At 72.2% G+C, this 13,567-nt stretch carries 11 protein-coding genes; 6 read left to right on the top strand and 5 right to left on the bottom strand.

What is annotated here, in order from left to right; genetic code table 11:
* Window positions 1-27: 27 nt before the first annotated feature.
* Both IEX69_RS07475 and IEX69_RS07470 read right to left on the bottom strand, forming a co-directional pair.
* On the bottom strand, window positions 28-657 hold the full coding sequence (locus IEX69_RS07475; protein WP_085020409.1) for a TMEM175 family protein: 630 nt from the start codon (window positions 655-657) through the stop codon (window positions 28-30).
* 53 nt (window positions 658-710) lie between these two features.
* A complete protein-coding gene (locus IEX69_RS07470) occupies window positions 711-1,631 on the bottom strand; it encodes a ketopantoate reductase family protein (RefSeq protein ID WP_085020408.1) in 921 nt (306 codons plus the stop codon).
* A gap of 145 nt (window positions 1,632-1,776) precedes the next feature.
* Between IEX69_RS07470 and IEX69_RS07465 the strand changes: the two genes are divergently transcribed.
* From IEX69_RS07465 to IEX69_RS07450, 4 genes are all read left to right on the top strand, one after another.
* Window positions 1,777-3,021 (top strand): MFS transporter, encoded by a 1,245-nt coding sequence (locus IEX69_RS07465; RefSeq protein WP_174604483.1) that lies wholly within the window; start codon window positions 1,777-1,779, stop codon window positions 3,019-3,021.
* Between the two features lie 69 nt (window positions 3,022-3,090).
* Window positions 3,091-4,017 carry an LLM class F420-dependent oxidoreductase gene (locus tag IEX69_RS07460; RefSeq protein ID WP_085020406.1) on the top strand — a complete coding sequence of 309 codons (927 nt, stop codon included), beginning with the start codon at window positions 3,091-3,093 and terminating at the stop codon, window positions 4,015-4,017.
* A gap of 3 nt (window positions 4,018-4,020) precedes the next feature.
* Window positions 4,021-5,049, top strand: a complete 1,029-nt coding sequence (locus IEX69_RS07455; protein WP_229756275.1) for a nitronate monooxygenase — start codon at window positions 4,021-4,023, stop codon at window positions 5,047-5,049.
* Window positions 5,050-5,138: 89 nt separating this feature from the next.
* Window positions 5,139-6,182, top strand: a complete 1,044-nt coding sequence (locus tag IEX69_RS07450) for an RtcB family protein (RefSeq protein ID WP_085020405.1) — start codon at window positions 5,139-5,141, stop codon at window positions 6,180-6,182.
* Window positions 6,183-6,347: 165 nt separating this feature from the next.
* Here IEX69_RS07450 and argG read toward each other — a convergent pair whose 3' ends face one another.
* Together argG and IEX69_RS07440 are read right to left on the bottom strand one after the other, a co-directional pair.
* Entirely contained in the window at window positions 6,348-7,790 is a 1,443-nt protein-coding gene (gene argG, locus IEX69_RS07445) for an argininosuccinate synthase (RefSeq protein ID WP_085020404.1), read from the bottom strand.
* Window positions 7,791-7,949: 159 nt separating this feature from the next.
* Complete coding sequence (locus IEX69_RS07440) at window positions 7,950-9,041, bottom strand: AI-2E family transporter (RefSeq protein WP_229756274.1); 1,092 nt, start codon at window positions 9,039-9,041, stop codon at window positions 7,950-7,952.
* A gap of 277 nt (window positions 9,042-9,318) precedes the next feature.
* Here IEX69_RS07440 and IEX69_RS07435 point away from each other — a divergent pair, with 277 nt between their 5' ends.
* A complete protein-coding gene (locus IEX69_RS07435) occupies window positions 9,319-11,514 on the top strand; it encodes a DEAD/DEAH box helicase (RefSeq protein WP_085020403.1) in 2,196 nt (731 codons plus the stop codon).
* Window positions 11,515-11,557: 43 nt separating this feature from the next.
* Window positions 11,558-12,556 carry a DMT family transporter gene (locus IEX69_RS07430; RefSeq protein ID WP_229756273.1) on the top strand — a complete coding sequence of 333 codons (999 nt, stop codon included), beginning with the start codon at window positions 11,558-11,560 and terminating at the stop codon, window positions 12,554-12,556.
* A gap of 136 nt (window positions 12,557-12,692) precedes the next feature.
* Here the strand turns inward: IEX69_RS07430 and IEX69_RS07425 are convergent, their stop codons facing one another.
* Window positions 12,693-13,559 (bottom strand): aldo/keto reductase, encoded by an 867-nt coding sequence (locus tag IEX69_RS07425; RefSeq protein ID WP_308420484.1) that lies wholly within the window; start codon window positions 13,557-13,559, stop codon window positions 12,693-12,695.
* Window positions 13,560-13,567: the final 8 nt, after the last annotated feature.

Here is a 13,567-nt window from a genome sequence, read left to right as displayed (position 1 = left end):
GCCGGCTCGGATGAGCGCGGGCGGCGGTCAGCGCGGCCCGGGCGTCGCGGTCCTGCGCTCTCGGGCGACCTGGATGCGGCGCGTCACCACCTGGGCGGGCACGATGAGGAGCAGCGTCCAGAGGTGCGTCCCCGGCACCAGGATCGTGACGCCGAGGGCCACGAACAGGGCGACCGTCACCGCGAGGGCCGGGACGTAGCTCAGCGCCTCACGGCCGCCCGAGATGAGCTCAGGACGGGCCCGGACGAGGAGGATCTGCGCCAGCAGTGCCGCCGCCGTCACGATCATCGTGCCGATGTACAGGGCGGCGGCCCCCGCGTCGTCGTGGCCGCTGGCGATGATCTCCGTGGGGAAGGGCAGGAAGACGATCGACGCGAGCCACAGCATGTTCAGCCAGATCAGGCCTCTGGTGTAGCCCGTCAGGTAGTCGTACACGCGGTGGTGGGCCATCCAGAACACGGCGATCACCGCGAAGCTCAGCCCGAAGCCGAACAGGCGTGTGGCGTTGTGGAGGAGCAGCTCGCCGACCGTGTCGATCCCGTTCTGCCCGAGCTCGGCCGCGAGGTCGATGAGCGGCAGGCCGAGCAGCGTGATGGCGATGGCGACGACCGCGTCCGAGAAGTTCACCAGCCGGTCGAAGCTGCGCTCGTGTGCCATGGACACATCCTGCCAGGCCGCCTCGCCCTCCGCCGAGGGCGGACGGGCGCGGCTCAGCGGCGGTTCTCGTAGACGCGGATGCGGGCGTACGCGGCAGCGAGGAGGGGCGTGTCGATCCCGCGGCGGACGGCTCGTTCGACGAGGTCGCCGAGGATGTGCTCGTTCTCGACCGGGAGACCCTGCCGCAGGTCGCGGAAGAGGGACGTGGTGAACGACGAGCCGGGCTCGGTCAGCGCGGACTGGACGGTCTCGAGCGCTCGCGCCGTGGGCGGGTAGCCCTCGGCCGTGGCGACGGCGACCACCTCGTCGATGATCCGCAGTGCCGACAGCGCTCCCGTCGGCGTCGCGACGATCTCGCCGACGGCGCCGTCGTGGAGGCTCGTCACCGCGCCGCCCGAGGCGAGGAACACCCACTTCTGCCACATCATCGCCCGCACGTCGGGCGTGAGACGCGTGTCGAAGCCCTGTCCCACGAGCTCGGCGGCGAGGGCCGTCGTGCGGTCCGACTCTCCGCCGGCGAGCTCGCCGAGGGTCAGGCTCGCGCCCGGGGCGAGCCTCCGCACGACGCCGCCCTCCTCGAGCTGCGCCGCGACCACGCACAGCCCGCCCAGCACGCGCTCGCCGAACGCGTCCTGCAGTCGGTCGAGATGGCGCATCCCGTTGAGCAGCGGCAGCACCATCGTGTCCGGACCGACGAACGGGGTGATGTCGTCGATCGCCGCGTCGAGGGCGAAGGCCTTCACCGAGAGCACCACCGCGTCGAAGGGACCGGCGGAGCCCGCGTCGGCCGCGGTGACGGTCTGCGGATGCTCGTGCACGGTCACCGTGTCGCCGACCGCGACGCGCAGGCCCTCGCGGAGCAGCGCATCCGCCCGCCTCTCGCGCACGAGGAAGGTCACGTCGCGCCCGGCCTCGATCAGCCCCGCGCCGAAGTACCCGCCCACGGCCCCCGCCCCCACGATGAGCACCCGCATGGTCTCTCCTCACTCGTCGAGGGCGGCCGCGCGACGTCCGTCGGTCGCTGCAGCACACCCGGAAAGAGCGTACCCATGAGCGCGTCAGCCGCGGTTCCCGGGTGTGCTCGGCGGACGGAGTGCCGCCCGTAGGATGGATCGGACGATGAGCATCCTCGACCGCAGCCGCAGCGTGTGGCCGATCCTCACCGGCATCGTCTTCATCGGGTTCATCCTGCGCGGGCCGATCGTCGCCGTGGCCCCCGTGACGGGCGCGATCAGCGCCGACCTGGGGCTCAGCGCCGCCCAGATGGGCCTGCTCACCAGCCTGCCGGTGCTCTGCTTCGCCCTCATGACGCCGTTCGCGTCCCTTTTCGTGGGGAAGGCCGGCGCCAACCTCGCGACGACGGTCGCGATCGTGGGGGTCGGCATCGGCACGATCGTCCGCTCGGCGGGCGGTGAGACCGCCGCGTTCACGGGCACGATCATCATGGGCGCGTTCATCACGATCGGGAACGTCGTGATGCCGGTCATCATCCGCCGCGACGTGCCGGCGTACCGCGTCGGGATCGTGACGGGCGCGTACACGTCGGCCATGAACGTGAGCTCGATGGTCACCTCGCTCGCCACCGCGCCGCTCGCGGCGGCGTTCGGATGGCAGGTCGCGCTGCTGGCCTGGGTGTCGCTGGCCGCGCTGGCCGCCGCGGCCTGGCTGTTCGCGGTGGGTCCGCGCGCCGCCGTGCACTGGGGGCCGTTGCGGCCCGCGATCGAGACCGGGGCCGTCGACACGATGATCGTCGACACCCGGGGCATCCCCGTCCTCACCCGGCGCGAGCCGCGCACCTGGAAGAACCTCTCGGCGGTCCTCCTCGCCCTCGCCTTCGCCGGGCAGGCGTTCACGTACTACGGCCTGACGGCGTGGTTCCCGACCATCCTCGAGGATCGGGTCGGGTACGACGCCACGACCGCGGGCGCCAGCGCCTCCGTGTTCCAGATCGCCGCGGTGGTGGGAGCGTTGGGCGTGCCGCTGCTCGCCTCGCGCGCCGGCATCCCCCGGACGTTCGCGCTCGTCGCCGCCCTGTGGATCAGCTGCCCCGTGGGGCTGCTCCTGGCGCCCGACGGCTGGTTCGCCTGGGCGTTCCTCGGCGGCGTGGCCCAGGGCGGCGGCATCACGATCGTCTTCATGCTCGTCGTCGAGATGGCCCTCGACGGCACCCACTCGCGCCGGCTCTCGGCGATGGTGCAGGGCTGCGGATACGCGCTCGGCGCCACCGCCCCCACCCTCGTCGGCGCCGTCCACGACGCCACGGCCGACTGGGACGGCTCCCTCCTCGTGCTCGTGATCTCGACCCTCGTCTTCACCACCGCGGGCCTCGCCGCCACCCTCCGCGCCACCCGCGCCCTCCGCTGACCTACCCCGTCCCGCGCGAAACCGAGAGGGGGAGGTGGGATGAGGGGCGGGGCCTGGCAGGATGGGGGCGTGGAATTCAGGATCTTCACCGAACCCCAGCAGGGCGCGAGCTACGACGATCTCCTCGCGGTGGCCCAGGCCACCGAGAAGCTCGGCTTCGACGCCTTCTTCCGCTCCGACCACTACCTCCGCATGGGTCCCGGCGATCCGAACCCCGGCCCCACGGATGCGTGGACGACCCTGGCCGGGCTCGCCCGCGAGACCAGCCGCATCCGCCTCGGCACCCTCGTGTCGAGCGTCACGTACCGCTACCCGGGTGTGCTGGCGATCCAGGTGGCCCAGGTCGACCAGATGTCGGGCGGACGCGTGGAGCTCGGTCTCGGCACGGGCTGGTTCGAGGAGGAGCACCGCGCCTACGGCATCCCGTTCCCGCCCAAGCGCTTCTCCATCCTCGAGGAGCAGCTCGAGATCGTCACCTCGCTCTGGGCGACCGAGCCGGGGAACACGTACTCGTTCAAGGGCCAGTACTACGAGCTCGTCGACTCGCCGGCGCTGCCGAAGCCGACGCAGTCGCCGCTCCCCGTGATCGTGGGCGGCAAGGGCACGAAGCGCACGCCGCTCCTCGCGGCCCGCTACGCGAGCGAGTTCAACGTCCCGTTCCCCGACCCGGGCACCCTCCCCGGCCTGTTCCGCAACGTGCGCGAGGCGTGCGTCGAGCTGGGCCGCGATCCCGACGACATGGTCTACTCGACCGCTCTCGTCGTCGCGGCCGGATCCGACGAGGCGACCGTCGCCCGTCGCGCGGCGGCGATCGGCCGCGAGCCGGCGGAGCTGCGGGAGAACGGCCTGGCCGGCACCGCATCCGAGATCGTCGACAGGATCGGGGAGCTGCGCGAGCAGGGCGTCGAGCGCGTCTACCTGCAGGTGCTCGACCTGCACGACCTCGATCACCTCGACTTCATCGCCCGCGAGATCGTGCCCCAGGTCGGGGACTGACCCGTGCCCGACGGCTCCCGATTCGACGTCTCGGGCCTGGAGGCGCCCGTCGTCCAGGCCCCGATGGCGGGCGGCGTCTCCACGCCGGCGCTCGCGGCCGCGGTGTCCGCCGCGGGCGGGCTCGGGTTCCTGGCGGCGGGCTACCTCACGGCCGACCAGGTGCGCGAGCAGATCGTCCAGACGCGGATGCTCACGGATGCGCCGTTCGGCGTCAACGTGTTCGTCCCCGGGCAGTCCATCGCGGATCCGGAGCAGGTGGCCGAGTACGCGCTCTCGCTCACGGCCGAGGCCGAGCGGCTCGGCGTCTCCGTGGGGGAGCCGCATCCGGACCACGACGACTGGCACGCCAAGATCGCCCTCCTCGAGGAGACCTCCCCGTCGGTCGCGTCCTTCACGTTCGGAGTGCCGTCGCCGGCGGTCGTCGCCCGGCTGCAGGAGGCGGGGGTCGCCGTCGGCGTCACCGTCACCTCGCTGACCGAGCTGGTGGAGGCGAAGGCGTCGAAGCCCGACTTCGTCGTCGCGCAGGGGCCCCTCGCGGGCGGGCACCGCGGTACGTTCGACCCCCTCGCGCTGCCGAGCGAGCAGCCGCTCTACGCCCTCCTGGCGGAGCTGTCGTCGAACACGCGCCTGCCGATCGTCGTCGCCGGCGGCCTCGCCTCGTCGGAGGACGTCGAGGGTGTGCTCGCCGCGGGGGCCGCGGCGGCGCAGGCGGGCACGGCGTTCCTCCGCTCCGACGAGGCCGGCACGCCCCCCGCGTACCGCGCGGCCCTGGTCTCGGCCGAGTACCCGCGCACCGCCCTGACGAAGGCGTTCACCGGCCGGTGGGCCCGGGGCCTCGTCAACGACTTCATGCGCGACCACGAGTCGGACGCCCCGTTCGGGTACCCGGAGGTGCACCAGGTCACGTCGCCCCTCCGCAGGGCGGCCGCGGCGGCCGGCGACGCCCAGCGGATGGCGCTCTGGGCGGGTGTGCACCACGACCGCGCCCTCGCGGCCCCCGCCGCCACGATCCTCTCCACCCTGGTCCCGTAGTCCTCTCCTCCGGTCGTCCGCTTCCGCAGCCGAACGGATCCGTGTATCCTGCAAGGCTCGCTCCGGGGGGAGCGAGCAGGAAGCACACCATGGAGAGAATCACCGAACGCCTGCTCAGCTGGGCGTCCATCCTCGACCCGAACGCTCGGGAACAGGCCATCACGACGGCGGCGATGCCGTTCATCCACCCGCACGTCGCCTTGATGCCGGATGCGCACCTGGGCAAGGGCGCGACGGTCGGCAGCGTGATCCCCACGCTCGGCGCGATCATCCCCGCCGCCGTGGGGGTCGACATCGGATGCGGCATGATCGCCGTGCGCACACAGTTCACGGCCGGCGATCTGCCCGCCGACGACGCCGGGTTCGACCCGGCCTCCTACGCGGCGAACTGGGTGCTGCAGCTGGGGTCGCTCGGCTCGGGCAACCACTTCATCGAGGTGTCGCTCGACGAACTCGACCGGGTCTGGCTCTTCCTGCACTCGGGCTCGAGGGGCGTGGGCAACAAGATCGCGACGCACCACATCGCGGTCGCCCAGGAGCGCTGCCTCCGCGACGGCGTGACGCTGCCCGACCGCGACCTCGCCTTCCTGGAGGAGGGGACGGAGGAGTTCGACCGCTACATCGCCGAGCTGCGCTGGGCGCAGGAGTTCGCGCTGCAGAACCGTGAGGAGATGATGGACCGCGTCGTGGCCGCGCTCGCCGACTGGGGCCCCGTCGACGAGCTCGAGCGCGTCAACTGCCACCACAACTACACCGAGCGCGAGACGCACTTCGGCGAGGAGGTGTGGCTGTCGAGGAAGGGCGCCATCGACGCGTCCGCCGGTCGGCCGGGCCTCATCCCCGGGTCGATGGGCACGCGCTCGTACGTCGTGGTGGGCCGGGGCGACGCCGACTCCCTGCACTCGTCGCCGCACGGCGCCGGGCGCGAGTACTCGCGGACGAAGGCGCGGAAGACGTTCACCCGAGATCAGCTCGACGAGGCGATGGCGGGGATCGAGTGGATCCGCTCCGACGCGTTCCTCGACGAGATCCCGCAGGCGTACAAGCCCATCGACCGGGTGATGGCGGATGCGGCCGACCTCGTCGAGATCCGCCACGAACTCCGCCAGCTCGTGAACGTGAAGGGGGACTGAGCCCGGGCGGGCGACCCGCGCTGCGCGGGTCGCCCGAGCCCACTCCGGGTCGGTGCCGCGCATCCGACGCAGGACGAGCGAGCGCACCCAGGAACTGCGGGTCGCGGAGGCCGGGAGCCGCGGTTCTTGGGTGTGCTCCGCGGCGCTGCGCGCCGCGGGCAGGGCTCAGTCGGTGCCGGCGTCGAAGGCGGCGGACTCCGAGGCGGCGTCGGTGGCGCGCTCGAGCGCCTCCTCCGCGGAGCTCGGGGCCGTCGCCGCGCCGAGGATGCGGTCGGCCTCGCCGACCTCCAGCTGACCGACGAGCTCGGCGGTTGGGCCCCCGATCATGCCGGCGGCGGCGTACTGCTCGAGCCGCGACCGCGAGTCGGCGATGTCGAGGTTGCGCATCGTGAGCTGGCCGATGCGGTCGTCGGGGCCGAAGGCGGCGTCGCCGACGCGCTCCATCGAGAGCTTCTCCGGGTGGTACGACAGCGCAGGCCCGGTGGTGTCGAGGATCGTGTAGTCGTCGCCGCGGCGCAGACGCAGCGTGACCTCGCCGGTGACGGCCGATCCCACCCAGCGCTGCAGCGACTCGCGCAGCATCAGCGACTGCGGGTCGAGCCAGCGTCCCTCGTACATCAGGCGGCCGAGGCGGCGACCCTCCGTGTGGTAATTGGCGACCGTGTCCTCGTTGTGGATCGCGTTGAGCAGCCGCTCGTACGTGATGTGCAGCAGCGCCATGCCCGGAGCCTCGTAGATGCCGCGGCTCTTGGCCTCGATGATGCGGTTCTCGATCTGGTCCGAGACGCCGAGCCCGTGGCGTCCGCCGATGGCGTTGGCCTCGTAGACGAGCGCGACCGGATCGGCGTACTCGACGCCGTTGATCGCGACGGGCCGTCCGGCCTCGAAACGGACGGACACCTCCTCGGTCGCGATCTCGACGTCCTCGCGCCAGGCGGCGACGCCCATGATCGGCTCGACGATGTCGAGTCCGGCGTTCAGGTCCTCGAGGTTCTTCGCCTCGTGGGTCGCGCCCCAGATGTTGGCGTCGGTCGAGTACGCCTTCTCGGTGGAGTCGCGGTACGGGAAGCCGCGGGAGACGAGCCACTCGCTCATCTCGGTGCGTCCGCCGAGCTCGCTGACGAAGGTGGAGTCGAGCCACGGCTTGTAGATGCGCAGCGACGGGTTGGCCATCAGGCCGTAGCGGTAGAAGCGCTCGATGTCGTTGCCCTTGTAGGTGGAGCCGTCGCCCCAGATCTCGACGCCGTCCTCCTTCATGGCGCGCACGAGGAGCGTGCCCGTGGCGACGCGGCCGAGCGGGGTGGTGTTGAAGTACGTCTTGCCACCCGAGCGGATGTGGAACGCGCCGCACGCCAGCGCGACCAGCCCCTCCTCCACGAGCGCGGTCTTGGCATCGACGAGCCGCGCGAGCTCGGCGCCGTACTGGCCGGCGCGGCCGGGGACCGCGGCGATGTCGGGCTCGTCGTACTGGCCGATGTCGGCGGTGTAGGTGCAGGGGATCGCGCCCTTCTCGCGCATCCACGCGACCGCGCACGAGGTGTCGAGGCCGCCGGAGAAGGCGATTCCGACACGTTCACCGACAGGGAGGCTGCTCAGGACTTTCGACACGCCCTCAATGCTACTGGCCGCGGCGGTGCGGGATCCGCGTGCGCATCCGGCCGAGAGGGGATGCGGGGCGGCGGCTCGGGTCCTCGCCGCCCCGCGCCTCAATCATACGAACACATGGTGTTTACGGTCCAGGGTCGGTGCCCGCTCGGGAGCTGCCGGTCAGCCGCCCGGAGGGGCGCCGGGCTCGCGGGCCGCGGATCCCTGGCCCGAGAACCAGCGCAGCCACCGCGTCCCGGGGTCGCCGTCGAGCACCAGCGCCCGCACCAGGAGGGTGAGCGGGATCGAGAGGATCGCGCCGAGCGGGCCGATGATGAACGTCCAGAAGATCACCGAGAAGAAGCTCAGCGTGAGGCTGAGATCGACCGCGTCGCTGACGAACTTCGGCTGCACGAGCACCTGCAGCACCACGTTCGCCACGCAGTAGACCGCGATCACGGCGAGCATCAGCGGCCAGCCGCCGACGACGAGCGCCAGCACCGCTGGTGGGATGAGACCCAGGACGAACCCGATGTTCGGCACGAAGTTCGTGACGAACGACAGGATCGCCCAGACCACCGGGATGGGCACGCCGAGCGCCCAGAGGGCGAGGCCGTCGACGATCGCCACCACCGCGCCGAAGACGGCGTTCACCACGAAGTACCGGCGCACGCTCCGGTTGTACGAGCGGACCCGCGCCATCAGCGGACGCGACGCGTCGGCGCCGAACTCGCGCTCGACGTGCGCGTATCGCGCCCCGTCGGCGGCCATGAAGATGACGTAGGCGAGCACGAAGAACATCGCCGTGAGCACGCTCACGACCGTGCCGCCGAGCGAGGTCACGTACCCGACCACGTTCGAGGACGACACGGCGTTCCGCAGCGCGTCGCCCGCATCCTGGTCGAGGCCGAACTGCTGCAGCCACACCGCCACCGAGTGCGCGGTCGACTCGAGCTGATCCGCGAAGTCGCCCACCAGCCGCACGAACTGCGTGCCCGCGAAGTACAGCAGCGCGCCGAGGGCCGCGAGGACCACGTAGGCGACGCCGATGACCGCGGTGGTCGCCGCCCAGCTCGGCCATCCGGCGCGCTCCAGGGGGTGCCTCACGGGGTGGCAGATGATCACGATCACGGCGGCGAGGAGCAGCGGCCCGGCCAGCTCCCGGGCGAAGTACAGTCCGGCGAGCACCACGGTCGCCGCCGCGAGGCCGAGCAGGATGCGGAGGGTCGGCGAGAGCAGCGGCTCGCGCGGGGTGGGGGTGTCGGCACGTCGCACGCTGCCCACGCTAGCCCGGGTTCGAGCGGACGCATCGCCGCGGCTGGCGCCTCGGGGTTCGGATGCGCTATGGTGGAGGGTCGGCTTTTGGACACCGCGGATCACCGCGGCTGCACCATGTCAGTCCAGAGGGCCGGTCTCCCAGTCAGTGCGCAGAAGCGCTGGTCACTGGTGAGCGTCGCGTACGACACGGCCCCGGATAGCGATAGCCGGGTTTCGCACGAGCATCCGAAGCGGATGCGCAACGCATCTCAATACAGGAAACCCGGATATCACCATGCCCAAGACCAACAAGACGGGCGGCTTCAAGGCCCCCAAGAACTACGAGCCGAACCGCGGCGCCCGCGGCACCAAGCCCGGCAGCCGCAGTGCGGGTCACCGCGGCTACCGTCCCGCCGAGGAGGGCGAGGCCCCGCGCAAGCAGCGCTGGACCACGTCCGACCGCGAGGCGCGCGCCGACCGCGACGCCCGCACGGGCCGCGCCCCCCGCGACGACAGCTTCGGCCGCGACCGTTCCGAGCGCTTCGAGCGCTCGGGCCGTGACGCCGGAGCCCGCGGCGGTCGCGACGACCGCGCCGGCTACGGCCGCGGCGCGCGCTTCGGCCGGGACGGCGGTGCCGGCACGGGTCGCGACGACCGCGGCGCCCGCGGCGGCTTCAGCCGCGACGGGGGAGCGGATGCGCGTGGCGCGCGCCGCTTCGACCGCGATGACCGCTTCGCCGATCGCGACGACCGCGGTGCCCGCGGTGGCGCCCCTCGTGACGGCGAGCGCGGCGCGCGCTTCGGCCGCGACGACCGCTTCGCCGGTCGCGACGACCGCGGCGGACGCGGCGGCTACACCCGCGACGAGCGTCCCGCGCGCGGCGACCGCTTCGAGCGCGACGGTGGCGCCGAGCGTCCGGCCCGTTCGTTCGACCGCAGCGACCGCCCGGCTCGGTCGTTCGACCGCTCCGAGCGTCCGACCCGCTCGTTCGACCGTGCGGACCGTCCCGAGCGCTCCGAGCGTCCGGCCCGTTCGTACGACCGCGCCGACCGTCCGGCTCGCTCGTTCGACCGCGACGACCGCGGACCGCGCCGCTACGAGCGCACCGACCGCCCCGAGCGTTCGTTCGACCGCGGAGACCGCGGCGACCGTCCCCGCCGCGACCGCGACGACCGCGCTCCTCGCCAGTACGGCGAGCGCTCCGACCGCCGCGGCAGCGACCTCTACCCCAGCCGCGACGACCGCCCCGCGTTCACCCCGCAGGACGACGTCGTGCTCGAGCGCCTCGAGGCCCAGGCCACCGAGGCGAAGGATGTCGAGGGTGTGACGTTCGGCGACCTCGGTCTCGGCAACAACATCGTGCGCGCGCTCGCAGAGCTCGGCGCTGAGAGCCCGTTCCCCATCCAGGCCGCCACGATCCCCGAGGTCCTCGCGGGTCGCGACGTGCTCGGCCGCGGCCGCACCGGATCCGGGAAGACCATCGCGTTCGGCGCCCCGCTCGTCGAGAAGCTCATGGAGAACAACGGCGGGCAGAAGCGCCAGATGGGCCGGAAGCCGCGCGCCCTCATCCTGGCCCCCACCCGCGAGCTCGCGCTGCAGATCGACCGCACCGTGCAGCCGATCGCCCGCAGCGTGGGCCTGTTCACCACGCAGATCTACGGCGGCGTCCCCCAGGGTCGTCAGGTCGGTGCGCTCCAGCGCGGCGTCGACATCGTGATCGGCACGCCGGGTCGCATCGAGGACCTCATCAACCAGGGCCGCCTCGACCTCTCCGAGGTCGCCATCACGGTGCTCGACGAGGCCGACCACATGTGCGACCTGGGCTTCCTCGAGCCGGTGCAGCGCATCCTGCGCGAGACGAAGGAGGGCGGCCAGAAGCTGCTCTTCTCCGCCACGCTCGACCGCGGTGTCGCGGCCCTAGTCGAGGAGTTCCTCGTCGAGCCCGCCGTGCACGAGGTCGCGGGCGAGGACCAGGCGTCCTCGACCATCGAGCACCGCGTGCTCGTGGTGGAGCACCGCGACAAGGATGCGATCATCGAGCGCCTGGCCGACCGCGAGGGCAAGACGCTGATCTTCGCCCGCACCCGCGCCTACGCCGAGCGTCTCGCCGACCAGCTGGAGGATGCGGGCATCTTCGCCACCAGCCTCCACGGCGACCTCAACCAGTCGCGTCGCACGCGCAACCTCGAGCGCCTCACCAGCGGCCGTGTCAGCGTGCTGGTGGCGACCGACGTGGCCGCCCGCGGCATCCACGTCGACGACATCGACCTGGTCATCCAGGCGGATGCGCCCGACGAGTACAAGACGTACCTCCACCGCGCCGGCCGCACCGGCCGTGCGGGCAAGCGCGGCACCGTCGTGACGCTCATCCCGCGCACCCGTCGTCGCCGCATGGACGACCTCCTCGGGCGCGCCGAGATCGAGGCCGACACCACGTTCGCCGCCCCCGGCGACCAGGTGCTCGAGGACCTGGCGGCCCCGCAGGCATGACCCTCCCTCCGTTCCGCCACCCTGCTGCCCCTTCGCCACGCGCATGAGCGTGGCGGAACGCCAGCAGGGTGGCGGAACGGATGCGGCGGGCGCGGTGCGCCCGCTCATGCCGCTGTGGCTCGCGGTCGTGATCGCGTTCGTCTGCGGCGCGCTCATGGCCACGCAGTCGCGCGTGAACGGCGAGCTCGGCACCCGGCTCGGCGACGGGTTCTCGGCCAGCGTCCTGAGCTTCGGCTCGGGGCTCGTGATCGTCACGGTGATCCTCCTGCTCATGCCGTCGGGGCGGCGGGGGCTCCGCCGCATCGCCCCCGCGGTGCGCGAGGGACGGCTGCCCGTGTGGCCGCTGTTCGGCGGTCTCTCGGGGGCGTTCTTCGTCCTCACGCAGAGCATCGCGTCGGTGGCGGTCGGCATCTCGGTGTTCACGATCGCCTTCGTGGGCGGGCTCACCGCCAGCGGACTCCTCGTCGACCGCCTCGGGCTCGGTCCCGGCGGTCGGCGCCCCATCACCACGCGCCGCGCGCTCGGCGCCGCTCTCGCGGTGGCGGCGGTCGTCTGGTCGGTGTCGGCGCACATCCGCGTCGACATCCCCGTGTGGCTGCTCCTGCTGCCGCTGATCGCGGGCTTCGTGAACGCGATCCAGCAGGGTGGCAACGGACGCCTCGGCGCCGCTGTCGGCTCGGGCGTCACGAGCACGTTCGTCAACTTCGTGATGGGGACGGCGGGGCTCGTCATCGCGCTCGTCATCCACGCGGCCGTCGCCGGCACGGGTCTGCCGACGGCGTATCCCGGCGACTGGTGGCTCTACACCGGCGGCGTGCTCGGCGTCGCGTTCATCTTCGGGCTGGCGACGGCCGTCCGCGTGACGGGGGTCCTCATCCTCGGCCTCTGCACGGTCGCCGGTCAGCTCACCGGCGCCCTCGTGCTCGACCTCGCGCTCCCCGGCGTCGCGCCCCTCGACTGGACCACCCCCGCCGCGATCCTCGTCGTCGTGCTCGGCGTCGCCATCGCCACGATCCCCGCCCGCCGCCGCACCCCGCGCTGACGCTCCCGTCGAAGCGCGCTTCGCGCTCCGCATCCGCGCTCATGTAGCCGGGCTTTGTCCAGGTTTCCGTCGCGAATCGGTGAAAAGGCGACGGAAACCTGGACAAACCCCGGGCACGCGAGCCGAGCGGACGGGATCAGACGAAGTCGTCGGGGTGGTAGCCGACGCGCTCGCCGGTCTCCAGCTGGGCGATGCGCTCGATGTCCGCGCCCGTGAGCTCGAAGTCGAGCACGTCGATGTTCTGACGGATGCGCTCCTCGTGCGTCGACTTCGGGATCACGACGAGCCCGTTCTGCAGGTGCCAGCGGATCATCACCTGCGCCGGCGTCTTGCCGTACTGCTCGCCGATCGACACGAGCGTCTCGTCGGTCAGCAGGGTGTTGGGCTTGGAGTCGCCGCCCCACCCGGAGTTGCTGGTGCCGCCGAGCGGGCTCCACGACTCGGTCACGATCCCGTGCGAGTCGTCGAACGCGCGCGATACCCACTGCGGCAGGCGCGGGTGCAGCTCGATCTGGTTCACCGCGGGCACGACCGATCCGCCCTCGAGGATCCAGTCGAGGTGGTGCGGCTCGTGGTTGCACACGCCGATGGCCTGGGCCTTGCCCGACTCCAGGATCTCCTCCATCGCCAGCCACGTCTCCACCAGCCGGTCGCGGTCGCCGAGGGGCCAGTGGATGAGGAACAGGTCGAGGTAGTCGAGCCCCAGTCGCGACAGCGACGCATCCACCGCCGTCAGCGTGCGCGAGCGCCCGTGGTCGCTGTTCCAGAGCTTCGTGGTGACGAAGAGGTCCTCGCGGGGCACCGACGCCGACGCGATCGCCCGCCCGACGCCCTCCTCGTTGCCGTACGCGCGGGCGGTGTCGATGTGGCGGTAGCCGGCCTCGTCGATCGCGAAGCGCACGACGCGCTCCGTCTCCTCGTCGGAGGCCTGCCACACCCCCAGTCCCAGCTGCGGCATGAGGGTTCCGGTGTCGAGCTCGAAGACAGGCACGGTGTTCGTCACGTCCTCAC

The organism is Cnuibacter physcomitrellae (assembly GCF_014640535.1).
GTDB lineage: Bacteria > Actinomycetota > Actinomycetes > Actinomycetales > Microbacteriaceae > Cnuibacter > Cnuibacter physcomitrellae.
The sequence above is the reverse complement of the archived record's forward strand: the minus strand, read 5'-3'. Positions and strand labels throughout refer to the sequence as shown.

What these genes read in the sequence shown, in the direction of transcription:
- IEX69_RS07475 (WP_085020409.1), bottom strand. Translation starts at nt 657, where the DNA reads ATGGCACACGAGCGCAGCTTCGACCGGCTGGTGAACTTCTCGGACGCG.
- IEX69_RS07470 (WP_085020408.1), bottom strand. Translation starts at nt 1,631, where the DNA reads ATGCGGGTGCTCATCGTGGGGGCGGGGGCCGTGGGCGGGTACTTCGGC.
- IEX69_RS07465 (WP_174604483.1), top strand. Translation starts at nt 1,777, where the DNA reads ATGAGCATCCTCGACCGCAGCCGCAGCGTGTGGCCGATCCTCACCGGC.
- IEX69_RS07450 (WP_085020405.1), top strand. Translation starts at nt 5,139, where the DNA reads ATGGAGAGAATCACCGAACGCCTGCTCAGCTGGGCGTCCATCCTCGAC.
- IEX69_RS07435 (WP_085020403.1), top strand. Translation starts at nt 9,319, where the DNA reads ATGCCCAAGACCAACAAGACGGGCGGCTTCAAGGCCCCCAAGAACTAC.
- IEX69_RS07430 (WP_229756273.1), top strand. Translation starts at nt 11,558, where the DNA reads ATGAGCGTGGCGGAACGCCAGCAGGGTGGCGGAACGGATGCGGCGGGC.